Genomic DNA, 22,073 nt, shown 5'->3' with positions numbered 1-22,073 from the left:
CGCTACTTCAGACCCGTATTCGCGATCCCCGTCGTCACCTGGCGCTGGAAGAAGAGGAACAGCACCACGATGGGCAGGATGCTGACGACGCTCATCGCGAGGATCAGGTTGAACGGCACCGTCTCCTCCGCGTTGAACCGGGCGAGCGCCACGGGCAGCGTGTACACCGATTCGCTCTGCGCGACGATGAGCGGCCACAGGAAGTCGTTCCACCGCCACATGACGGACAGGATGGCGACCACCGCGAGCGCGGGCCGGCAGATGGGGAGCACGATGGACGCGAAGATGCGGAACTCGCCAGCGCCGTCGATGCGGGCCGCCTCGATGAGCTCGTCCGGGATGGAGAGCATGTACTGGCGCAGGATGAACACACCCGTCGGGGTCGCCGCGGCGGGGATGATGAGGCCCCACAGCGAGTTGACGAGGCCGAGCGACGCGACCACCTGGTAGACGGGGATGAGGATGACCTGCAGCGGGATCATGATCGTCGCGAGGGTCACGATGAACAGGAATGTCTTGCCGCGGAAGTTGTACTTCGCGAGGCCGTACGCGGCCATCGAGTTCACGGCGAGCGTCAGGACCGTCGCCGCGACGGTGACGACGACGCTGTTCAGCAGGTAGCTGCCGAAGCTGAAGCGGGTGAGCGCCTCGGTGTAGTTCGTGAACGACCAGGACGATGGGAAGAGCGTGCTCGCGCCTGCGGCCAGTTCCGGCTGCGTCTTGAACGACCCGAGCAGCAGCCACACGATGGGGATGAGGGCGAGCAGCGCGAACGTGATGAGGATCACGACGCGCAGCGCGTCCGTCGACGTGACGCGCTTCGAGCTCGTCGTGGTCCACGTCGGCTTCCCCGGCTTCTGGGTGTCGACCGAGTTCAGGAGGGCCGTGTCCGTGGTCATACCGCGTCTCGCTTTCGGCCGATGAAGTAGTTGACGAGCGTGATCGAGAACACGACGAGGAACAGCAGCACGCTGCCTGCGGCGGCGAGTCCGTACCGGATGGGCGACACGAACGCGTTCTCGTAGATGTACTGCACGATGAGGGTGGTCGCCCCGATCGGGCCGCCACCCGTGAGTGTGAAGATGTAGTCGAAGGCCTGGAAGCCGTGGATGGTGGCGAGCACCACCACGACGAGGACGCTGGGCTGCAGCAGGGGCAGGGTGATGCCCCAGAACTGCTGCCACCGCGACGCCCCGTCGATGGAGGCCGCCTCGTTCAGGGTGGGGTCGATGCTCTGGAGCCCGGCCATGAGGATGAGCATGTAGAAGCCGGCCTGCAGCCAGACGCCGACACCGATGATCGCGACCATCGCCCACGGCCCCTCGACGAGCCACGGCACGGCTGGGATGCCGAGCATCCCGAGCACCGTGTTCACGAGCCCACCCTCGCGTTCGAGCATCCAGTTCCAGACGAGGCCCGCGACGACCGGCGACACGAGCACCGGGATGAAGAACACGGCCCGGAAGAACGCGCGCCCGCGCAGCTGCTGCTCGACGAGCACGGCGAGCAGGATGCCGAGGACCACCGAGAGGGCGACGTACGCAACCGCATACACGGCGGTCTGCGCCACCACGCCCCAGAACTCAGGGTCGGTGAGGATGCGCGTGTAGTTGCCGAGCCCCTCCCGCCGGAAGGTGCGCCCGTTCGACGAGGAGTACAGGGAGTTGTTGAAGCCGTTGATCGCCGGCCAGATCGTGAAGACGCCGAAGATCGCCATGTTGGGCAGGAGGAACAAATACGGAGCGAGACGCAGCTGCCACGGCTTCGTCGACCCGCGCTGCTGCTTCCCGGGTCGCCGATCCGGACCGGATGGCTGGACGACGCGCTGTGCGTCGGTCGTGGCGCTGAGATCGGCGGTCACGGCTGCAGCTCCTCGACGAGCTGCTCGGACTTCGCTTGCAAGTCGGAGACCGCTGTCGTCGTGTCCTTCTCCCCCGCGACGACAAGCGCGAGCTGGTCGACGAGTTCCAGCGAGGCGCCGGTGTAGGACGGCTGGCTGTTCGCCTCGTACCCGAGATCGGGCGTGCGAGCGAGATCGGCGAAGAACACGTCCATGTCCTCCTGGCGGACCGGGTACTGCACGCCGCGCTCGGTGAGGTCGACCCGCGTGGGCAGGAAGCCGCCGGCGACGATGAACTTCTGCTGCGCCTTGGTCGTGTTCATGTACTGCACGAAGAACGCGCCGAGCGCAGGGTTCGGGCCCTCCGCGAGCGCGCCCATGTACTTCCCGCCGGGGAAGCCACCGCACTCGTCGGCGCACGGGTTCGGTGCCGCGGACCACGTGAAGTCGGCGTTGTCGGCGAACTGCCCCACCTGCCAGTTCCCGGACAGGTACACGGGCGTCTGCTGTGCCAGGAAGATGTCGTTCGCACCCTCGTAGCGGCTGCCGGAGCCGAGCCAGAAGTCACGCGGCATGCGCCCGTCCGCCATCATGTCGACAAGCGGCTGGAGCGCCTCCACCGCCTTCGCCTCATCGAGGACAGCGCCATCGTCGCCGACAAGCGCGGTGCCGTACTGGCTGAGGACCGTGCTGACGCGGTGCCCGGACTTGTCGATCGCGAACGCGTACTCGGTTCCGGTCGCGTCGCGCACCTTCGTGGCCGCGTCGATCATCTCGTCCCACGTCCAGGGATCCTCCGGATCGGGCAGCGGAACCCCGGCCTCGTTGAACAGGTCGACGTTGATGAACGGCCCGTTGAGGGTCAGATCCGACGGTACGGCGAGCATCTCGCCGTACTCCCCGAGCACGCCCTTCACGGGGCCGTCGACGAACTCCTCGGCATAGTCCTCGCCGAGGTAGGTGCGCAGGTCGAGCAGGTCGGCGCGGAAGTCGGTCAGGCCGGTGAGCCGCACCACATCCGGCGCATTGCCGCCGGAGAGGCGGGCCTGGACACTCGTGACGAGGTCGGAGTACGGCAGCACCTCGAGGTTCACGGTCACGTCGTACTCCTCTTCGAAAGAGGCGATGAGCTCACGCGTCGCAGCCTCATCCGGGCCGTCGGTGAAGTAGACGTAGCTCATGCTCTGGCCAGCGAAGTCGGCCGGGTTGACCTTCTGCACCTCCAGGGTGCCCGCCTCGCCCGGCCCGTCCTCGATGATCGGGCCGGGGGCGCATCCTGCGAGTCCGGTCATCGCCGCCAGGGCGAGCAGGGCCGTCGTCGTGCGGGCGCGCGTTCGTATCGTCACTGATCCTCCAGACGTGGCTCCCCGCGTCGGGGGTGCACGCAGGGAACGCGTACGGCGGTGAGCCTCCTCAGGATAGGGACTCTTTGCCGTGAGCGCGTGCTGGGGCCCGTTGTCGGTGGTCGCACCTAGCCTTGACGCATGCCTCCCAAGACCAAGCAGCAGCCAGCGTTCAAGTGCACCGAATGCGGTGCCGCATCGCTGAAGTGGTTCGGGCAGTGCCCCGAATGCCAGGCCTGGGGCACCCTCGTCGACCGCTTCGAATCGCAGACCGCCGGGCGCATCCAGGCGGCCACGATCAGCGAGTCGCGTGCCGCACGCCCCATCACCGAGGCGCCCGTCGACAACGTCGCGCACCGCCCGACGGGAATCGGCGAGTTCGACCGGGTCCTCGGCGGCGGGCTGGTTCCAGGCGCCGCCATCCTGCTCAGCGGCGAGCCTGGTGTCGGAAAGTCGACGATCCTCCTCGAGCTCGCCTCCCGGGTCGCCGCGAAGGGCACCACCGTGCTGTACGCGTCCGCGGAGGAATCGGTGAACCAGGTGCGGATGCGCGCCCAGCGCACCAATGCCCTGCACGACACCCTGTACCTCGCGAGCGAGACCGACCTGTCGACCGTGCTCGGGCAGATCGAGCGCCTCGACCCCGGCCTCATCATCGTCGACTCCGTGCAGACCGTCTCCAGCGACACCGTCGACTCGCTTGCGGGGCAGCCGAGCCAGGTGCGCGAGGTCGCGTCAGCCCTCATCCGCGTCGCCAAGACCAGGGGCGTACCCGTCATCATCGTCGGCCACGTCACGAAAGACGGCACCATCGCCGGCCCGCGCCTCCTCGAGCACCTCGTCGACGTCGTCGCCCACATCGAGGGCGACCGCCACACGGCACTGCGATTCGTGCGCACGATCAAGAACCGCTTCGGGCCGACGGACGAGGTGGGCTGCTTCGAGATGACCGGCGAGGGCATGACCGAGGTGCCAGACCCGTCCGGCCTGTTCCTCAGCGAGCGGCCCGAGCCGGTCAGCGGAACCTGTGTCACCGTCGCGCTCGAAGGGCGGCGCGCGCTGCCCGTCGAGATCCAGGCCCTCGTGCAGAAGACGAACGCCCCGAACCCGCGCAGGGTCACCAACGGCGTCGACACGAGCCGCGTCGCGATGCTGCTCGCCGTGCTCGAACGGCGCACCAAGCACAAGCTCTCCGAGTACGACGTCTACGTCTCGACCGTCGGCGGGGTGAAGCTCCAGGAACCGGCGGCCGACCTCGCCATCGCCATCGCCATCGCCTCCTCCATCCGCAACCGTCCGGTCCGCGACGGCACCGTCGTCTTCGGCGAGGTCAGCCTCGCCGGCGAGATCCGCCGCGTCGCATCCGCGAATCTGCGCGCTGCAGAAGCCAAGCGCATGGGCTTGGCGCACGTCGTCGACCCATCGATCGGGAGCATCGACCGCGCACTCACCGCGGCGCTCGGCAACTGACCAAGCCCCCGCCTCCGCGGCACCCGTTCGCCGCCCTGCGCAGCTGCGTGCGAGCGAACGACTGGGCCCTCCAGTAGCACGCATGCGAAAGGCCCGGAGCATCTGCTCCGGGCCTTTCGCGAATCAGCCGTCGGCCGACTCAGCGCTGCGTCCGAGGACTACGCGTCGCTGCCTGCGCGGCGACGAAGCAGCATCGCGGCTCCACCGGCCACGAGCAGTGCGAGTGCACCTGCGATGGCGGCGAACATGGCGTTCTCGTCAGAACCCGTCGTGGCGAGCGAGCCACCATCAGCGGCCGGGGACGTCGCCGTCGGAACAGGCGCCGCGGTTGCGCTTGCCGTCGGCGTCGGCTCCGCCGTGGCCGTCGGCTCCGTCGTCGCCGTCGGGGTCGGGGTCGGGGTCGGTTCGACCATCGGCGGGACGATGACCGGCAGGGAGGCGACCGCGCCGGACTGGCTGGCGAGGAACGCGAGCCGCGATTCGGAGCTGTTGGCGATGCCGTTCTCCGAAAGCGTGAACGTGAACTCCACCCGGTTCGGCGTCGAGAGGTCGACGGTCTGCGCGCCGAGCTCCATCTGGCCGATCCAGCCGACGATCGACAGGTTCTGCGTGAACCCGAGCGACGTGAGGTTGAACTTCGAGACGGTCAGCGTGTAGGTCTCGCCTGCCACGAACGTGTTGTTCTCGGGGAGCCCGAGGATCTCGAAGCCGTTGCGCTTCAGGTCGGGCGTGACACCCTCCGGGGAAGCGGAGGTCTCGCTGCGGATCCAGCTCACGAACGCGTCGAGGTCGATGAGGCCAGTGTCCTGCACGCCGACATTGTTCGCGAGCGAGTGGAAGTTGTCGCCACCGGCTGCGAGGAACGTGGGCATGACGAGGTTGTAGGTCTCGTCCGGCTGCACGGGCTCGTCGTCGATGGAGAGGCCCACGATGCGGTCCATGCGGGGACGCGAGCTGTCGAAGACGTACGTGAAGTTGTCGCTCAGGCCGAGCTGCAGGTACGGGCGCGACGGCACTTCGCCGTCAGCGGTGAGCTGCCACTGCTCCTCGAGCACGTTCTTCACATCGACGCCCTTGAGCGAGACGACCGAGAGGTTGTTCGCGAACGGGATGACCGTCGCGGCCTCCTTGTAGGTGATCTGACCGTCGTCGTCGAGCAGGTCAGCGCGCAGGCCGCCCGGGTTCATGATCGCCGCGTCGACGTCGCGTCCGGTGGCTGCGACCGTCTCGAGCATCGACTGCGAGATGATGCCGCCGAGCGACGACTCCTCCGCGCGGTTGTCGGCGGTCGTGACGATTCCACCCGACGTGGTGCCGTCTTCGGCGACGACGAGCGAGCCGGGCTCGTACTCCTTGCCGCGCGACAGATCGCCGGTCTGCGTGCCGACGACCTCGGCACCGAGCACGTCGGCCTCGGCGACAGCAGCATCGCGGATCGTGCGGATCTCAGCGATACGCGGGTCGCTCTCGAGCGCCTCGGGAACCGCCTCGAGCGTCGGGACGATCGAGCTGTCCGACTTGGTCACGTTGCCGGAGGCGTCCACGGTGAGCGCGACCTGCGCGATGTTCTCCGCGTACTGGCCGGCCTGGATCACGGGACGGGTCGATGCGCCGTTGGGCGCGTCGTACGCGTACTGGCGGTGCGTGTGCGCGTTGAAGATCGCGTCCACTTCGGGAGCCGTGTCCTCGACGATGTGACGGAAGGTGTCCGACTGCTCGTTGTCAGCGATCGGCGCGTCGTCGAGCGGCGCACCCTCGTGGTAGGAGGCGATGATGACGTCGGCGGCCTTGCTGGCGGTGAGCTCAGCGGCGACCTTGTTGACGCCCTCGACGGGGTCGCCGAAGGTGACGCCCTCGATGCCGTCAGGCGAGACGAGCGCCGAGGTCTCCTCGGTGACGGCGCCGATGACGGCCACCTTGAGACCGTTGACCTCGAAGATCGCGTGCGTGTCGAACGGGTACGACCCGTCGGCGAGGGTGACGTTCGCGGCCAGGTCCGGGCCGTTCGTGGCGGATGCGAGGCGACCGGTCGCGTCGTCGATGCCCTGGTCGAACTCGTGGTTGCCCTGCGTCCAGACATCGACGCCCATCGTGTTGAGCACGTCGATCGTCGGCTGGTCCTGCTGGATCGACGACTCGAAGAGGCTGGCACCGACGGCGTCGCCGTTGGAGATGACGAGGCTGTTCTCCTCGCCGAAGCCCTGCTGGGCCTGCAGCACGGTGGCCGCGAACAGGTCGGCGTCGAGGAAACGACCGTGGAAGTCGTTGAAGCCCACGAGGTTGATCTGCTTCGCGCCGGCGGTGGGCTCGATGAAGCTCGGGGACAGCACGGCGGCCCCCGCTGGTGCTGCGAAGGCGGAAACAAGAGCTGCCGTGCCGAGGACGGCAGCGGCAGCGGTTGCTCGCTTGCGAGTGGGCGTCGTCATGAGTCTCCTGGAGATCGACGGAGGGACAGGATCGTGCGGAACGAGAGGATCGTCTCAGCTCACACTGTCTTCAAGGTTAACGTTCAGGGGATTATCGCGAAACCCCGAAGTGGTCCTTGCTCAGTCGAGGACGAACGTGGCGGGCTGGGATGCGATGCCGTTGACGCTGACGACGAGCTGGTAGTAGGCACCCCCGGCAACAGCATCCGCCCGGTCCGTGCCACAGGTGTCCAGCGACGAGCGCTCCCGCACCCAGGAGATGGGCGGGGCCGCGATGGACTGGCCCGCACCGATCGTGACGATCTCGTCCGCCGGGTCGGTCTGGCAGTGCGACGAGACCCAGATGACGTCGGCGCCGCTCGAGATCGTGTAGACCTGCACGGCGGTGCCGACGTTCATGACGCACGGCTCCGCACCCGTGTTGGCGATCGAGAGGGAGAGCTGCGGCTGGACGTCAGCCGCGTAGCTGGCGGCGTCGAGCACCGCAGAGACGACCAGCTCCGGCGCCGCACACTCAGCCGGCCCCGTCGGCGTCGGCGTGGGCGTGGGTGTCGGTGTCGCGGCGGGCGTCTCACCCGTCTCAGCGGATGCCGACGTGCTCGCAGAGGCGGACGGGGAAACGGATGTGGGCCCGCCGCCCCGCTCGTCTCCTCCGGCCCCGAGGAGACTCGAGATGCCCCAGATCAGCAGGCCGATGACCAGCACGCAGACGATGAGGAGCACCAGCCGCCGACGGCGGTAGACGGCCTTGCTTGGTCTGCGGGTCGAACTCACTCGCCAAGGGTACGGACCCGGTCCTGCGACTCTCGTGAGGCGCACCGACCGCCGTGGCGAAGCGGCCCGTGCTCAGGTCAGTGACGCGCTCAGAGCACCTTCAGCATGCGCGTGTTGCCGAGCGTGTTCGGCTTGACGTGCGCGAGGTCCAGGAACTCGGCGACACCCTCATCCGGGGAACGGCGCATCATCTCGTACGTCTCCGCGTCGACGATCTGCTCGCCGACCACCACGAAGCCGTGCCGTTCGAAGAAGCTCGTCTCGAACGTCAGGCAGAAGAGGCGCTCGAGGCCCAGGTGGCGGGCGTCCGCCATGAGACGGTCGAGGAGCACGTGCCCCACGCCGGTTCCACGCACGGAGTCCGAGGTCGCGATCGTTCGAACCTCGCCCAGGTCGCGCCACAGCACGTGCAAGGCGCCGCACCCCACCAGACTGCCGTGCTCATCGACTGCGACCCGGAACTCCTGCACCGCCTCGTAGAGCGTGATGAGCTCCTTCCGCAGCAGCACGTTCCGGTCGACGAGCGGCTGGATCAGCTCGCTGATACCCACGATGTCGTGCGTGGTGGCCCGCCTGATGGTGATCTCCTGCATCCGTCCAGCGTACGCGCGGGCAGGCGGGGACGCCGCCCCGAGCGACAGCACGGGTAACATCCAGGGCATGCGCCTTGGAGTTCTCGACGTCGGATCCAACACCGTCCACCTGATCGTGGTCGACGCCCACCCCGGCGCGAAACCCGTGCCGGAGACGTCCCAGAAGAGCATCCTGCGCCTCATGCGGTACCTGCAGCCAGACCGCTCGATCTCCGACGAAGGCGTCGCCAAGATCATGGACGCCATGCACCGGGCCGCCGACGCCGTCAAGAAGAGCAAGCTCGACCACTTCATGCCGCTCGCGACCAGCGCCATCCGCGAAGCCAAGAACGGGCCCGAACTGCTGAAGCGCATCCACAAGGAGACCGGCATCGACCTCCAGGTCATGACCGGCGAAGAGGAAGCCAGGACCACATTCCTCGCCGTCCGCCGCTGGTTCGGCTGGGCAGCCGGTCGGATCATGCTCGTCGACATCGGCGGCGGCTCGCTCGAGTTGGCCGTCGGCGACGACGAGCTCTCCGAGCACGCCATCTCCGTGCCCCTCGGCGCCGGCCGCAGCACCGTCAACTTCCTCCACAACGACCCGCCAACCGAAGACCAGGTGGATGAGCTGCGCAAGTACGCGCGCAAGCTCATCAAGGAGGCGGCGGAGACGTTCGACGGCGCCCGCCCAGACCAGTTCGTGGGCTCGTCGAAGACCATCCGCTCCCTCGCCCGCCTCGCCGGCTCGTCGATCGACGGCATCGGGGCGGGACAGCGCACGACGCTGCAGAAGTGGCAGCTCGACGACTGGGTGCCGCGCCTCGCCAAGCTCCACTCTGAAGCGCGGCCTGCGCTGCCCGGCATCACGACCGACCGTGCCCTGCAGATCGTGGCAGGCGGCGTCGTCCTGTCCGAGGTCATGCACGTCTTCGACATCGCGCAGCTCGACGTCTCCCCCTGGGCTATGCGCGAAGGCGTCCTGCTCGACTACCTTGACCGCCTGCCCCGGTAACCGCCGCATCGCGAGCACTCCCGACTCGGGATGCAGAACTCACTTCGTTGCAGGAAGATTCCCAGAACGAAGCGACGATTCCATCCCGAGACTCTGGCGCCGGGGGCCGGGCGCGCGGGGGCGCGGGGGCGCGGGGGCGAGTTCTGTTGTCAGCGCCGCTGACGCGGCACGTGCTTCGGGATCTGCCAGCCCATGAGCGCCGCGCCGACGAAGCCGAGCACGCCGAGCATCCCCGACGTGAACGAGATCGACACCAGCGCCGTCGCGGCCGCAACGATCACAGGGACCGACGCCGCCGACGAATCAGTGATCAGCCGCCACGCGCCGAGGAACGGGGCCGGATCCTGCCGCGGCGCGAGATCGGCGCCGAGCGTCATGAGGATGCCAGAGCCGATGCCGTTCGCGAAGCCGAGCCAGATCGCGAGCACCGTGAACCACAGGTGAGAGGCATCACCGGCGAGGTCGTGGGTGAACGCCAACGCGAGGAAGCCCGCGCCCAAGCCGAGCAGCGCCGGGACCGCACCCCAGACACGGCCGAATCGATCCATGACCCAGCCCGACACGAAGAAGAGGGCGAAATCCACGCCCGCGCTCACACCGATGACCAGCACGGCCGCTGCGGTATCCATCCCGATCGAAAGCGCCCAGAGCGGCAGCATCACGTTGCGGGCGGCCCGGAGCGCGGCCATGATGCCGGCGCCGGTCCCGAGGCGAACGAGCACGCCGGCGTTCACCCGGATGGTGGCGAAGACGCCCAGCCGCTTCGGTGGCAGCACGCCGACGTCCCCGACGCCAGCGTCCGGCACCGCCTTCGCGGAGTGCGCGGGACGCGCGACCGTCTCGGGATCGGGCGCGAAGAGCAGGATGAGCGCGGCGATGGCCCCGCAGACGATGAACACCCAGAACCCGTACTGCGGCGCATCGAACAGCACGAGGATGCCGGCGATGATGAACGGGCCGACGAAGAACCCCGCGCGAAACACTCCTCCGAGCGTCGACAGCACCCTGGCTCGGTATCTCAGGGGCACGTAAGTCGTGAGGAACGCGTGACGAGCGAGGTTGAAGTTGGCGGCCGAGATGCCGATGATCACGACGCCGATGAGCAGCATCCACGGCGCCACCGCGAACGCGCACAGCAGGATGCCGACCAGGCTCACCGCGAGCGCCGCGAGCATCGCCCGCTTCTCGCCGAGACGTTGGACAACCGCGCCGGCAGGCAGGTCGCCGAGCATCTGACCGATCATGAGCGACCCCGCGATGAAGCCTGCGAACTCGATCCCCGTGCCGAGCGAGACGGCGACGGTCGGGATGATCGGGATGATCGCGCCCTCGCCGATCGCGAAGACGAACGACGGCAGGAGCGCCAGCAGGGTCACCTGCGCGAGCGTCGCCTCCTTCTTCGGCTTGCCGTTCGGCGAGGAAGAGGGGGATGCAGGCACGCCCTCCAGCGTAAGCCCGTGGTGCGACCGGCCGTGGTGCCACCGGTTGAGAAGCTCGGCTCAAACAACTCACAACACCGTGCCATTGACGACAGTGTGCCTCACACACTATGGTGTGATTCATGAGCGACGACGAGACCCACGACATCCACCTGCAGGAGCTGCGCAGGGGCACCGTCGTGCTTGCGTGCCTCCGCCTCCTCGCCGAGCCCGGCTACGGCTACGGCCTCCTCGAAGCACTGCAATCCCGTGGCTTCGACACCGACGCGAACACCCTCTACCCGCTTCTTCGCAGACTCGAGAAGCAGGGGCACCTCACGAGCGAGTGGAACACCGACGAGGCCCGCCCTCGCAAGTTCTACCGCGCGAGCCCGGCAGGCACGGCGCTCGCAACCGCGATGACCACGGAATTCCGCTCCCTCGCTGAGGCGATCGAGCATCTCCCAGAAGGGGCCTGACATGACCGCCATCAACGACACCCTGACCGAGCGCTACGTCAGCGCCGCGATGCGCACAGTGCCCGACGACCAGCGGGCGGACCTCGAGGCTGAGCTCCGCGCCTCCATCCAGGACCTGGTGGATGCGCGCACCGAGGCCGGTGAGCAGGCCACGGTCGCAGAAGCAGCCGTGCTCACGGACCTCGGCGACCCGGAGCTGCTGGCCGCGAGCTACACGGACCGGAAGCTGTATCTGATCGGCCCGCGCTACTACCTCATGTGGTGGCGCCTGCTGAAGGTGATGCTCTGGATCATCCCCGCATGCGCGGCGCTCGGGGTCGCCATCGCGCAGACGCTGCTCGGGAGCAACATCGGCGAGATCATCGCGGAGGTCGTGGTGATCATCCTCAGCGTGATCATGCACGTCACCTTCTGGACGACCCTCGTCTTCTTCATCCTCGACCGCACCGACACCCCGACAGGGGACGGCAGGTGGAGCGTCGCCGACCTCCCGGAGATCCGCCAGACCGGGGCTGGAGCGACCGAACTCGTGGCGTCGCTGGTGTTCCTCGTGCTCGGGACGGGCGCGATCGCGTGGGACCATTTCGTCGGATTCGTGCCGGCCCAGCCGGGACTGTCGTTCTTCGGCCAGGATCTCTGGCCGTGGTGGGCGCTGGGGCTGCTCGTGCTGTTCATCTTCGAAGCGGTCTACAGCGTGGCCCTGTACCGGGCCGGGCGCGTGACGCTGCCTCTCGCTTGGGCGAACGCGGTGCTGGCCGTCCTGTTCATGTCCCTGCTGCTCACGGCGCTCGGTCGCGGCCTGCTCCTGAACCCGGACTTCTTCATCACGATCATCCCGAGCGCGGACAGCGCGGCGACGGTGACGACGATCGTCTCGGTTCTCGTCGCCTTCGGGGTCGTCACCACCAGCGTCTGGGACATCTGGGACGGCTTCCGGAAGGCCACGCGGTAGCTCGCGGGCACCGCGCGAGCTGCTCGCGGGTGCGCGCTAGCGTTTTGGGGAAGAGTGAGCCAGATGCATCTGTCAGCCCAGCTGAGCAGGCATCTGGCTCACTGATCTGGCTCGACTTGGAGCCCGGCGCCAGCCTCAGCCCCAGCCCCAGCCCCAACGCCAGCGCCCAATGCCAGCGCCCAGTGCCCAAAGAAGTGAGGGGGATGCACGCTCCGGCCGCGCAGGGTGTGCGTCTGGCTCACTCTTCGGCTCGGGGCGTCTGGCTCGTCAGCTCCGCAAGCCGTCGGCGCCTCAGTTCGTGGGCGTATTTGACGAAAGCGTCCGGGCTCGGCTCGAGGTCTTCGACCGTGAGCCGCTCGTCGTGCCAGCCGAGCATACGCAGGAGACGCGGGCGCCTGACATCTTTCCGGAACTGCCGCTTGTCGACGCGGTGGCCGTCGCCGTCGAAGTCGTAGAGGATGCGAGCTTCGGGATCTGCCCCGTCCGCTCTCGCCAGTTCGATGCCGTTGTGGAAGATGGAGAGCTGCAGGGTCAGCTCCGGGTAGCCGGATTCGTGCAGATGGAAGCGCATGGAGGTCTCGTAGGGTGACTCGACGCCGAGCCGGATCATGGGCGTCACCTTGCGGAGCTGCGCGCTCCCCGTTCCGGGTGACCAGCGGATCACTGCCGAGGTGAGTTGCTCAGCGCTGGACAGCGCAGTGAACCATGTGCGGTTCGGGTAGTTGTCCGCCTCGGTGATGAGCGCGTCGCCGACTGCGAGCAGGTCGACCTCGGACAGATCCCGCGCGAGTAGACAGTAGAGCAGCTCCGGGGGTGTGCACGGCACACCATTGACCGTCTGCATATCGAAATTGCGTCCGGGCACGCCCCGTGCCTTGACCCCCGCGGCGTTCGGGCGGCAGGCACCTTGCGGCACGATGACGTCGACGGTCGTATCGCGCAGCATGCGCACGGGCAACGGCAACCCGTGAAGCATGGCCGTGGCGCGCGGGCCGAATGCCTGACCGGGGCGCAACCGAGGGACGTAGGCCAGGATGCGTCGGCGCTGCCGAATCCTGAGCACCTGGAACTCGTCGACCGACCGGCCACGCGCCTGACTGCCGGCCCGAGGCGGTTGCGGCGGCACCTGTCGAACACCGTAGAAGGGGCGCTCAAGCCCCCGGTTGCTCAGCGCGCCCCGACCGACGCCCGCCTTGCGCGCATCACCGACGCTGATTGCCTTCGCCCCGAGTGCGGCACGCAACGGCAGGCGCGGGCGCCAGGGCGCGCCTGCGCCGGATGCTTGCTCGGCATTCCACGGTTTCGTCATGGCCAGATCGTAGGAGCGTGCGTGACCCACAGCGCCGCCGATCCCCTGGCCTGTGGATAGCGCGCACCTGGGCTGTTCGCCACCCCCGCGTATCCTTCGCCAGAGTTAGCAAGAAGCAGCAAGAGTCAGCGAGAGTCAGCAAGAAGCATCCGCGAGCGCGACCGAGCATGCAACTGCTCCACTTTTCGCAGCCGGGCGAAGGCCTCATCGGGCGACCTTCGTCCTTCTGCCAGAAGAGTCAGCAAGGAGCATCTTTGATGCGCGTCCGAGCCTGCATCTGCCTCACTCTTCACAGCGGACGCGCGACGGCCCACGCACCCCCAGCCCAGCCGCCATCACCCATACACCCATCCACGCGAGGAGTCAGTGAGACGCAGTTCAAACTGCTCGGGAGCCTGCATCTGCCTCACTCTTTGCAGCGGATGCGTGAAGGTTCGCGGCGCGCCCGTACGACGCAGACCACCACCCGCCCATCCACAAGAAGAGTGAGTGAGAAGCAGCTCAAATCGCTCGGGAGCCTGCATCTGCCTCACTTTTCGCCATGGCAGAAGCACCCAGCCGCCCATCCACCCACCCATCCACCCACCCATCCACGAGAGGAGTCAGCTAGAGACACCTTCGATGCGCGGCCAGGCGTGCATCTGCCTCACTCTTCGCGCCGGATGTACCAGGACCCGCGATACACGGGCGCGTGCAGAAAAACGCCGCTCGCCAATGACGACGAAGCCCCCGCATCCGGTGGATGCGGGGGCTTCGTTCTCCCTGCGCGAGCGGGTTACGCGGTCTGCGCGTCGCCCTCGCCTGAGTCGGCGATGATGCCCTCGGCCTGCGAGGTGACGCCGCCTGCTGCGACCGTCTCGGGGACGAGGCGCTTCGTGACGTTGAACACGAACTCGTCTTCCGGGTAGTCGACCTCGACGTGGTCGCCGGCCTTGAGCTCGCCGCGGAGGATCTTCTCGGAGAGGAGGTCTTCCACTTCGTGCTGCACGGCACGACGCAGCGGTCGGGCGCCGAGCGTCGGGTCGAAACCGACCTTGATGAGCTTGCGCTTGGCGAGCTCGGTGATCTCGACGGTCATGTCGCGGTCGAGCATGCGCTCGCTGAGGCGACCGATGAAGAGGTCCACGATCTGCAGCAGCTCGTTGGTGGAGAGCTGCGGGAACACGATCGTGTCGTCGACGCGGTTCAGGAACTCGGGCTTGAAGTGCTTCTTGAGCTCTTCGTTGACCTTCGACTTCATGTTGTCGTACGACACCGAGGCGTCGCCTTCGAGCTGGAAGCCGACGGGGCCGCCGGAGATGCCCTTCGTGCCGAGGTTGGTCGTCATGATGATGACCGTGTTCTTGAAGTCCACGACGCGACCCTGGCCGTCGGTGAGACGCCCTTCTTCAAGCACCTGCAGGAGCGAGTTGAAGATGTCCGGGTGGGCCTTCTCGATCTCGTCGAACAGGACCACGGAGAACGGCTTGCGGCGCACCTTCTCGGTGAGCTGGCCACCCTCTTCGAAGCCGACGAAGCCTGGAGGGGCACCGAAGAGCCGCGAGACGGTGTGCTTCTCGCCGAATTCCGACATGTCGAGCGAGATGAGCGCCGACTCGTCGTCGAAGAGGAACTCCGCGAGCGCCTTGGCGAGCTCCGTCTTTCCGACACCCGTGGGGCCGGCGAAGATGAATGAGCCGGATGGGCGGTTCGGGTCCTTGAGTCCGGCACGGGTGCGGCGGATGGTCTTGGACAGGGCCGCGATGGCCTCGTTCTGGCCGATGACCCGCTGGTGCAGGGCATCTTCCATGAAGACGAGACGCGCGGTCTCTTCCTCGGTGAGCTTGAAGACGGGGATGCCGGTGGCCTGCGAGAGGACCTCGGCGATCAGACCCTCGTCGACGGTGCCGGTCGACTTGACGTCGCCCGACTTCCACTGCTTCTCGAGGCGGAGGCGCTCGCCGAGCAGGTTCTTCTCGTCGTCGCGCAGTGACGCGGCGCCTTCGAAGTCCTGCAGCTCGATGGCCTGCTCCTTGTCGGCGCGGACGATCGCGATCTTCTCGTCGAGCTCGCGCAGCTCAGGCGGCGATGAGAGCACGGAGAGGCGGAGGCGTGCGCCCGCCTCGTCGAGGAGGTCGATCGCCTTGTCCGGCAGGAACCGGTCGGAGACGTAGCGGTCTGCGAGGGTGGCAGCGGCGACGATGGCGTCGTCGGTGATGGACACCTTGTGGAACGCCTCGTACTTGTCGCGGAGACCCTTGAGGATGTTGATCGTGTGCGCGATCGACGGCTCTTCCACCTGAATGGGCTGGAAGCGTCGCTCGAGCGCCGCATCCTTCTCGAAGTGCTTCTTGTACTCGTCGATCGTCGTCGCGCCGATGGTCTGGAGCTCGCCTCGTGCGAGGAGCGGCTTCAGGATGCTCGCGGCATCGATCGCACCCTCGGCGGCACCAGCACCCACGAGGGTGTGGATCTCGTCGATGAAGACGATGATGTCGCCGCGCGTGCGGATCTCCTTGGTGACCTTCTTGAGGCGCTCTTCGAAGTCACCGCGGTAGCGGGAGCCGGCGATGAGCGAGCCGAGGTCGAGCGAGTAGAGCTGCTTGTCCTTGAGCGTCTCGGGCACCTGGCCGGTGACGATCGCCTGGGCGAGGCCTTCGACGACGGCGGTCTTGCCGACGCCGGGCTCGCCGATGAGGACCGGGTTGTTCTTCGAGCGACGCGACAGGATCTGCATGACGCGCTCGATCTGCTTCTCGCGCCCGATGACGGGGTCGAGCTTGCCTTCGCGCGCGGCCTGCGTGAGGTTGCGGCCGAACTGGTCGAGCACGGCGGAGCCCTGGGCTGCCTGCTGCGGCTGGTCTGCGCCAGCGACGACCTGCTCCTTGCCCTGGAAGCCGCTCAGCAGCTGGATGACCTGCTGGCGGACCCGGTTGAGGTCGGCGCCGAGCTTCACGAGCACCTGGGCTGCGACACCCTCGCCCTCGCGGATCAGGCCGAGCAGGATGTGCTCGGTGCCGATGTAGTTGTGGCCGAGCTGCAGAGCTTCGCGGAGCGAGAGCTCGAGCACCTTCTTGGCGCGCGGCGTGAACGGGATGTGCCCCGTTGGACGCTGCTGCCCCTGGCCGATGATCTCCTGGACCTGCTCGCGAACGGCAGGCAGTGAGATGTCGAGGGATTCGAGCGCCTTGGCGGCGACCCCTTCACCCTCGTGGATGAGGCCGAGGAGGATGTGCTCGGTCCCGATGTAGTTGTGGTTGAGCATCTTCGCCTCTTCTTGGGCGAGGACGATCACGCGCCGGGCGCGGTCGGTAAATCTCTCGAACATCCGTTTCTCCTTCGACTCCCTGACCTCGACACCTGGCTACAGGGTCGGGGGCCGTGTACACCGAGAGTAACGGCGACCACCCCCGAAACCCTCCCCTGTTCGCCCTGGGCGTGCGGATGCATACCCGGGGCACAGAGAAGCGCCGCCGCGGGTCCGGTCGGACCGCGCGGCGACGCCTTCGCCGTTCAGCTGTTCTGCGTCAGAGGCACTTGTCGAACGCGAGGTCGCTCAGCCCGATGAGCTGGTTGTGGTTCGAGCCCTGGACGTTGAGGTCCTGGAAGTACCGGAAGTTGACCTCGGTGATCGGCCCCGTGTAGTTGAGCTGCACGTTGCCGTTGAGCGAGGTGCTCGGGATCTCGCCGACGGTGATCTTGCGCCAGGGGTTTCCGAGCGTGCCGTTGCCCTGCAGCGCGGGTGCGATGGTGAACGACGTGGGCGGGGTGGTCGCGATGACGGCGTCGCGGTGGTTGCCGTCGGCCCAGTCGAGGTCGAAGAGCGTGAAGGAGAGCTTGTTGACGGGTTCGCTGAAGACGATCTTCACGTCGAGGCCGCTGCCGTAGCTGGCGGTGGCGTTCTCGAACTTGATCCACTTCTGCGTGGCGGGGTTTCCACCCTGCGGGCCGTTCTGGACGGCGCCGTTGGTCGAGGAGCCGGTGAAGCCGCCGTAGCCGACGTAGCTCAGCGTGGCGGTGACCCCCGTTCCCGGGAACGCGATCTGGGTGGGCTTCGTGCCCGTGGTGAGCGCGTTGAAGTTGGTCTTGTTCACGCACCGCGATGCCGCCTGCGCGGGCGCCGCCGTGGCGAGCGCGATGACGGGCGTGGTCCACGCGGCGGCGCGCAGCACTGAGCGACGGGTGGATGTGCCGGCCGCGGTGGATGCGGCGGGAACGACTGGGGAGCTGGGGGTTTCAGACAAAGGGGAACCTCTTCGGCACATCGGGGTAAGTGCATCCGCGCCGGAGTGGCGCGTCCTGCGCTGGCGTCACCGTTGAGAGCGCCAGGCGCGTCAATAGCACCCCGAATACGGGTTCTTCACCGCGAAGTCACCCCGGACTTCACCCTAATTTGTAGATACAAATAAACGACTGACCATTGACCTTGTCAGCAACGAGAAAACCACCCCGGGCTTCACCCCGAGGTGGCTTGCGCGTGAAGAGTGAGACGGGTTAGTCGTCACTTCTGTCACGGAGGAGCCCAAGCGACTCCGCGCGACGGAGGGCCTCTGGCCGGGAATGCACGCCGAGCTTCTTGTACGCGGAGCGCAACTGGGTCTTCACGGTGTTGGGCGAGACGAACAGCTCCTCCGCGATCCGGGCGGGTGACGCATGCCGTGCGAGCGCGTGAACCACGACTCGCTCGCGCTCCGTGAACTGCGGCATCGCACTCACTTCCTGGATGGTGGTCGCGACGTCGAGCGAATCAAACATCTCCACATCATCCGCGCCACCCGACTCGCGACTCAGGATCGCGAGCGCCTCGCGATCGCGGTCCGGCAGCAGCAGCAGCGGAGAGACGAGTCCGTACTCGCGCCCGAGGCTCGAGGCGAGGCCGACCATGCTGAGTGCGACGTCCCGGTCCCCCGCCCGAAGGGACGCGGCTGCGCCGAGCGCGTGCACCGACATGCGCATCCTCGGCGTCTTCACGAAGTCGAGCGAGCGCGAGACGAGCCGCATCGATTGGTCGGCGTCTCCATCGACGAGGGCGAGCAGCGCCCTCGCGGGGAGGGTGCGGAAGTCGTCCGCCGCATACCCGTCGAGCAGCTTGCGCGCCCGCGCGGGTCGCCCGGCCGCGAGCCACAGCACCACCAGGAACGCCTTCACCCTGAAGAGCCCGAGGCTCTCGGCGTTCCCCGGGGTGGCGAGTGGCCCGTCGAGCATCTCCTCGACGCGTCGCGCCTCGGCGAGCGCCTCGCCCTGCGCGAGCCTCGCGAGCATGATGGGCTCTTGGAGGTGCGGCCACAGGTCGGAGGTGACGGTGTGCCGCTCAATGTCTTCGAGGGTGGCTCGCGCCATCGCCCACTCCTGGTCCTCGAGGTATCCGTACGACCGGGCGATGTGCCCGAACGTGCCGAGGTGACCTCGTTCGCTGGTGGTCGTCCAGGCCCCGTCGTCGATCTGCGCGAGCATCGCCCTCGACGCCGGCATGTCACCATCGATGGCCTTGTAGCCTGCCGCGTCCGAGAACGAGAGATTGCGGGAGCTCTGCGACTGCGGCACGACGAACGTGCTCGCGACGGCCGCGTGCGCCCCTTTGACATCTCCGACGAGGAAGAGGGAGAGCGCTGCACCCCGCGTGAAGACCGGAGAGAGCGTCGTCGACGAGCCCGCCGCCCCCTGCGCCGCAACCACGTCGAGCACTTGCCGTGCGAGCTCCGCCGACTCCTGGTACCGGCCGAGTGTCCGCGACGCGAAGACCTTGAAGCAGAGGTACTCGGTGCGCCGTTCCGGTGACAGGCCGTTCGGGATGCGCATGCCTGCCGCGATCTGCAGCAGCGGCTTCGCCCCGCCGCGCAGGACGGGGTTGGCGAGGCGCGCGAGGCCGAGCACGAACGCGAGGATCGGGTATGCGGCGAGGACCTCCTGCGGGAGGTGCTGCAGGCGCGCCTCGTAGCGGTCGGTCGTGTACGCCTCGACGACCGAGAGCAGGAGGCGCGCGCAGATGCGCGAGGCGAGCTCGTAGTCCCCGACCTCCAGGGCCAGGTCGAGCGCACCTTCAGGGTCGCCGTTTCCACCGAGCCAGGCGGAGGCGATGGATGCCGCGCGCTTGTACTCGGCCGGTGATTCGGTGCGCAGCTCCTCGTGCAGCGCCTCGCGCAGCGCGGTCACGTACTGGAACGCACGACTCGTGCGCGTGAACGCGATGTGCCGCCCGAATCCGTCGGCTTCGAGCACTCGGATGGCGGCGTCCGGGTCGGTGTTCGGAACGAGCATCCGCGCGAGGGACGTGTCGAAGTAGGGGACGACACTGGTGATGCGGGCGAAGTTCGCGAGCTCTTCGTTGGGCAGCTGCCCCGAGAGATTGGTCGAGTTGAGCGCGTTCTCTCGCCAGTGCGCCGCTCGGGGGCCGGACCGCGAGAGTTCGAGGATGGCGGCGCGGACGGCGATCGCGTACCCGCCGGTCGCCTCGTACACGTCCCGCGGCGCGGCGTGGCGGCTCTCGCCGACGACGAGCGTGAAGAACTCGTCGACTTCCGCTTCGGTGAACTCGAGGTCGACGTTGCTGATGACGTGGACCCGGTCGTGCAGCTGCAGCCGTTGCTGGCCGAGTGTCGTGCGACCCCGCGCTGCGACGATGGCACGCATGCCCGGCACGTGCTCCGTACCGCGCAGCAGGTCCTCGTCGATGACGCGGGCGAGGTCGCCGAGGCGCTCGTAGCCGTCGAGGATGATCGTGAACGCCCCCTCGCCGCGCATGGCGGCGATGAGGTCTCGCTTCTCGAAGTCGTCGGTGTTGATGAGCGTCAGGAGGTCTTCGAACTGGAGACTGGTGACCAGCCCCTCGCGCAGGGCGGCGCGTGCGATCTGCTCCCACACGCTGTTGCGCGTCGTCGTGGATGCGCCGAAGGTGACCCAGAGCAGGCGCCCGGTGTGACGACCAGCATCGACCCACATGCGCAGGAGCGTGGTCTTGCCATACCCGCTCGGCGCGTGCAGGAGCGTGATGCGTGCCGTGTCGTCATCGAGCGCGCGGAGGAGCCGCTCTCTGACCAGCAGTTCACGCGTCGTTGCGTGCATCCCGTTCACCCCAGCTCAACTTCATGACAATTCACCTACCAAATGGATGGTCATGACTCTAACCCCAGAACGCGAGTTTGACGAGATCCGGACAATTGAGCATTTGCCGGGATTTCCCCCTGCATCGGCTATGCGCGCCTCGCTCCACCCGGTTAACCCCGAAGCCAGTTCTCGGAGGAAGGTCAGCGCTGTGCTGCGCAGACCTGTGCAGCGACGGTCGGAGCATTCGCGCCCTGCAGGCTGGCAGCCCAGGCCATCTCGAGGTCCCGCGACAGGTCGGGCCACTGCGAGCCGGACCAGAAGCCGCAGTCCCGGACGCCGAACTTGAGCTCGAACACTCCGAGCCCGGTGAGGTTGTTGCCGACGAAGTTGACGCTGAAGTCGCGGTTGGTCTGCTGCAGCTCCGGAACCAGCTGCATGAGCTCAGACCACTCGGCCGTCTCGCGGAACGTCTCGGCCGCATCGGCGGACTTGACACCCTCCATGGTGTCGTCGAAGGCGGTGACGTTCACCTGCGTGCTGCCCGCCGAGGAATCGTCCACTCGCACGTGCACGCTCGCGAGCTGGTCCGACTCGTCGAACACAGCCCTCGTCTCGCGAACGAAGTCGATCTGGTCAGCGGTCGGCAGCGCGGACTGGACGAACTGGCCGGTCGTGAACGGGGCGAGCCCCATGAGGTCCCACTCCCCCGTCGCGGCGCCGGGATCGTCGAGCGAGCGGGCGGCGTCGAGCAGCTGCGCGGTGCGCGCGTCGTCGTCGCGCTCGTCGCTCGAGAGCTCGACGACGACAAGACGACCCCGCGCCGCCGAGGTGAGCGCGGGCGCGCTCGAGGCCGTCGGGGTCGCGTCCGGCGCGGAGCCCCCCAGCGAGCTCGTGGGAGGCGCCTCCTCCTGCGCGAACTCGCCATGCTGCGAGGCACGGTCCGCGGAAGGGTCACCGGCGACGCTGTCGGTCGCCTCGAGCATCCCGGCAGTCACCGGCGCGGAGTAGGTGCGTGTCGAGATCGACTCGAACCCCACCGCGACGAGTTGGCGCCAGTAGGCGAGCTGCGCGTGCAGGGCCTCAGGGGTGGGCAGGTCGAAGTACGAGTAGGCCGAACCTGCGAGGCGCAGCTCGACTGCGCCGGGGTACTGGCCCTGGCCAAGCTGGACGGTCGGGAACGTCGACGCGAAGTCGCCGATATCGGCCAGCTCATCCTCCGTCACCTCGTCGGTCAGCGTGACGATGAGGTCGATCTTCACCGCCCCGTCGACGGGCGGCCGGTCGAGGCTCGACGCCTCGACGCCTGGAAGTGATCGCAGGGTCTGATTGAAGGAATCGAGGGCCGACTGGACCGCTGGGAAGGGCCCGGACGCGCATCCGGCGAGCATCGTCATCATGACGGCCGCGATAAGGGCAGGCAGGAGAGAACGCGGCATCGTCAGCACCCTCCTC

The 22,073-nt window shown here is 67.6% G+C and carries 16 protein-coding genes; 4 read left to right on the top strand and 12 right to left on the bottom strand.

Annotated features, from left to right (window positions below; genetic code table 11):
* Positions 1–2 precede the first annotated feature (2 nt).
* From F8O03_RS02470 to F8O03_RS02460, 3 genes are read right to left on the bottom strand one after another with little or no spacing between them, the layout of a single operon-like run.
* On the bottom strand, positions 3–899 hold the full coding sequence (locus F8O03_RS02470) for a carbohydrate ABC transporter permease (RefSeq protein ID WP_151422238.1): 897 nt from the start codon (positions 897–899) through the stop codon (positions 3–5).
* Entirely contained in the window at positions 896–1,861 is a 966-nt protein-coding gene (locus F8O03_RS02465) for a carbohydrate ABC transporter permease (protein WP_244295844.1), read from the bottom strand. Before F8O03_RS02465 ends, F8O03_RS02470 begins: the two co-directional genes overlap by 4 nt.
* A complete protein-coding gene (locus F8O03_RS02460; RefSeq protein ID WP_151422237.1) occupies positions 1,858–3,186 on the bottom strand; it encodes an extracellular solute-binding protein in 1,329 nt (442 codons plus the stop codon). Before F8O03_RS02460 ends, F8O03_RS02465 begins: the two co-directional genes overlap by 4 nt.
* A 138-nt stretch (positions 3,187–3,324) precedes the next feature.
* Here F8O03_RS02460 and radA point away from each other — a divergent pair, with 138 nt between their 5' ends.
* Entirely contained in the window at positions 3,325–4,653 is a 1,329-nt protein-coding gene (radA, locus tag F8O03_RS02455) for a DNA repair protein RadA (RefSeq protein ID WP_104251865.1), read from the top strand.
* Positions 4,654–4,811: 158 nt separating this feature from the next.
* Here radA and F8O03_RS02450 read toward each other — a convergent pair whose 3' ends face one another.
* The 3 genes from F8O03_RS02450 to F8O03_RS02440 form a co-directional block, all read right to left on the bottom strand.
* Positions 4,812–7,079 carry a bifunctional metallophosphatase/5'-nucleotidase gene (locus tag F8O03_RS02450; RefSeq protein ID WP_151422236.1) on the bottom strand — a complete coding sequence of 756 codons (2,268 nt, stop codon included), beginning with the start codon at positions 7,077–7,079 and terminating at the stop codon, positions 4,812–4,814.
* 120 nt (positions 7,080–7,199) lie between these two features.
* Positions 7,200–7,853, bottom strand: coding sequence for a hypothetical protein (locus tag F8O03_RS02445; RefSeq protein WP_151422235.1), 654 nt, complete (start codon positions 7,851–7,853; stop codon positions 7,200–7,202).
* An 89-nt stretch (positions 7,854–7,942) separates the two neighbouring features.
* The gene (locus tag F8O03_RS02440; RefSeq protein ID WP_104251862.1) at positions 7,943–8,446 is read right to left on the bottom strand and encodes an amino-acid N-acetyltransferase; all 504 of its coding nucleotides are present in this window, start codon (positions 8,444–8,446) and stop codon (positions 7,943–7,945) included.
* A 67-nt stretch (positions 8,447–8,513) separates the two neighbouring features.
* Between F8O03_RS02440 and F8O03_RS02435 the strand changes: the two genes are divergently transcribed.
* On the top strand, positions 8,514–9,440 hold the full coding sequence (locus tag F8O03_RS02435) for a Ppx/GppA phosphatase family protein (RefSeq protein WP_151422234.1): 927 nt from the start codon (positions 8,514–8,516) through the stop codon (positions 9,438–9,440).
* A gap of 149 nt (positions 9,441–9,589) precedes the next feature.
* Here the strand turns inward: F8O03_RS02435 and F8O03_RS02430 are convergent, their stop codons facing one another.
* Complete coding sequence (locus F8O03_RS02430) at positions 9,590–10,879, bottom strand: MFS transporter (RefSeq protein WP_151422233.1); 1,290 nt, start codon at positions 10,877–10,879, stop codon at positions 9,590–9,592.
* 122 nt (positions 10,880–11,001) lie between these two features.
* On the opposite strand from F8O03_RS02430, the gene F8O03_RS02425 reads away from it, so the two are divergent.
* Positions 11,002–11,337: a PadR family transcriptional regulator gene (locus F8O03_RS02425; RefSeq protein ID WP_104251859.1), complete on the top strand. Its 336-nt coding sequence runs from the start codon at positions 11,002–11,004 to the stop codon at positions 11,335–11,337.
* 1 nt (position 11,338) lies between these two features.
* Positions 11,339–12,289, top strand: coding sequence for a permease prefix domain 1-containing protein (locus F8O03_RS02420; RefSeq protein ID WP_151422232.1), 951 nt, complete (start codon positions 11,339–11,341; stop codon positions 12,287–12,289).
* Between the two features lie 238 nt (positions 12,290–12,527).
* On the opposite strand, the gene F8O03_RS02415 is transcribed toward F8O03_RS02420, so the two are convergent.
* The 5 genes from F8O03_RS02415 to F8O03_RS02395 form a co-directional block, all read right to left on the bottom strand.
* Positions 12,528–13,628, bottom strand: coding sequence for a hypothetical protein (locus tag F8O03_RS02415; RefSeq protein WP_151422231.1), 1,101 nt, complete (start codon positions 13,626–13,628; stop codon positions 12,528–12,530).
* 745 nt (positions 13,629–14,373) lie between these two features.
* Positions 14,374–16,905, bottom strand: coding sequence for an ATP-dependent Clp protease ATP-binding subunit (locus tag F8O03_RS02410; RefSeq protein WP_151422230.1), 2,532 nt, complete (start codon positions 16,903–16,905; stop codon positions 14,374–14,376).
* 199 nt (positions 16,906–17,104) lie between these two features.
* Positions 17,105–17,821 (bottom strand): hypothetical protein, encoded by a 717-nt coding sequence (locus tag F8O03_RS02405; RefSeq protein WP_151422229.1) that lies wholly within the window; start codon positions 17,819–17,821, stop codon positions 17,105–17,107.
* 250 nt (positions 17,822–18,071) lie between these two features.
* The gene (locus F8O03_RS02400) at positions 18,072–20,639 is read right to left on the bottom strand and encodes a LuxR C-terminal-related transcriptional regulator (RefSeq protein ID WP_151422228.1); all 2,568 of its coding nucleotides are present in this window, start codon (positions 20,637–20,639) and stop codon (positions 18,072–18,074) included.
* Positions 20,640–20,821: 182 nt separating this feature from the next.
* On the bottom strand, positions 20,822–22,057 hold the full coding sequence (locus F8O03_RS02395) for a hypothetical protein (protein ID WP_151422227.1): 1,236 nt from the start codon (positions 22,055–22,057) through the stop codon (positions 20,822–20,824).
* Positions 22,058–22,073 lie beyond the last annotated feature (16 nt).

This window comes from Pseudoclavibacter terrae (genome assembly GCF_008831075.1).
Taxonomy (GTDB): Bacteria; Actinomycetota; Actinomycetes; order Actinomycetales; family Microbacteriaceae; genus Pseudoclavibacter; species Pseudoclavibacter terrae.
The sequence above is the reverse complement of the archived record's forward strand: the minus strand, read 5'-3'. Positions and strand labels throughout refer to the sequence as shown.

Bases quoted from the DNA above. Each gene is read 5' to 3' on its own strand.
- F8O03_RS02400 (WP_151422228.1), bottom strand. From the start codon at position 20,639: ATGCACGCAACGACGCGTGAACTGCTGGTCAGAGAGCGGCTCCTCCGC.
- radA (WP_104251865.1), top strand. From the start codon at position 3,325: ATGCCTCCCAAGACCAAGCAGCAGCCAGCGTTCAAGTGCACCGAATGC.
- F8O03_RS02440 (WP_104251862.1), bottom strand. From the start codon at position 8,446: ATGCAGGAGATCACCATCAGGCGGGCCACCACGCACGACATCGTGGGT.
- F8O03_RS02435 (WP_151422234.1), top strand. From the start codon at position 8,514: ATGCGCCTTGGAGTTCTCGACGTCGGATCCAACACCGTCCACCTGATC.
- F8O03_RS02450 (WP_151422236.1), bottom strand. From the start codon at position 7,079: ATGACGACGCCCACTCGCAAGCGAGCAACCGCTGCCGCTGCCGTCCTC.
- F8O03_RS02410 (WP_151422230.1), bottom strand. From the start codon at position 16,905: ATGTTCGAGAGATTTACCGACCGCGCCCGGCGCGTGATCGTCCTCGCC.
- F8O03_RS02425 (WP_104251859.1), top strand. From the start codon at position 11,002: ATGAGCGACGACGAGACCCACGACATCCACCTGCAGGAGCTGCGCAGG.
- F8O03_RS02470 (WP_151422238.1), bottom strand. From the start codon at position 899: ATGACCACGGACACGGCCCTCCTGAACTCGGTCGACACCCAGAAGCCG.
- F8O03_RS02420 (WP_151422232.1), top strand. From the start codon at position 11,339: ATGACCGCCATCAACGACACCCTGACCGAGCGCTACGTCAGCGCCGCG.
- F8O03_RS02395 (WP_151422227.1), bottom strand. From the start codon at position 22,057: ATGCCGCGTTCTCTCCTGCCTGCCCTTATCGCGGCCGTCATGATGACG.